General features: G+C 80.6%; 1 protein-coding gene. It reads right to left on the bottom strand.

What is annotated here, in order from left to right; genetic code table 11:
- The coding region (locus EBN88_RS30115; protein WP_325052797.1) for a helix-hairpin-helix domain-containing protein at positions 1-612 on the bottom strand (612 nt) is incomplete at both ends.

The raw sequence follows: 612 nt of genomic DNA, 5'->3' as shown, positions 1-612 counted from the left end.
CGGCCTCGCCGCCCGTGTGCGCCACCACGGCCGCGCCGGCCGCCGCGCGGATCAGCTCGCCGGCCGACGGGCTCGGCGCCGACGCGGCCGCCTCCGCCCAGCCGCCGGTCGCCTCGCCCTCCGGCGCTGCGAAGGTGCCGTGCAGCCTGCCCAGCCCGTCGGCCAGGCTCTCCTCGGCCAGCGCATAGCGTTCGAGACCCACCAACACCCGGACCTCGGCGGCCTGTTCGTCCTCGCCCGCCGGCGCGTCCAGCGGGGCGCCCCGGTCCTGGAAGACCAGCACCGTGCCCTCCTCGATGGCGGTGCTGACCGCCTCCTCGGGCTCCGGCACCCCCTGCTCGCGCAGCCCGGCGGCCAGCTGGCCCGGCTCCAGCACGGTGTGCCCGGCGAGCGCCGCCCGCTCCAACAGCCAGCCGACCAGCGCCTGTCCGCGCCGCTCGTCGCCCGGCCCCGCCTCGTCGCCCAGCAGCGCCCTGGCGAACTCGTCGGCCTGGCGCGGCGGAACGCCCGGCGTCGCCAGCAGCAGCCACGGGTCGGCGCGCAACCGCGCCTCCGCGCCCTCCCCGAGCGCCGACGCGACCCGGGGCGCCAGCGCCTCCGGCGCGCCCCCGG

This window comes from Streptomyces triticirhizae (assembly GCF_003696235.1).
GTDB lineage: Bacteria > Actinomycetota > Actinomycetes > Streptomycetales > Streptomycetaceae > Streptomyces > Streptomyces triticirhizae.
Note: the sequence above shows the minus strand (reverse complement) of the source record. Positions and strands in the feature narration are given on the sequence as shown.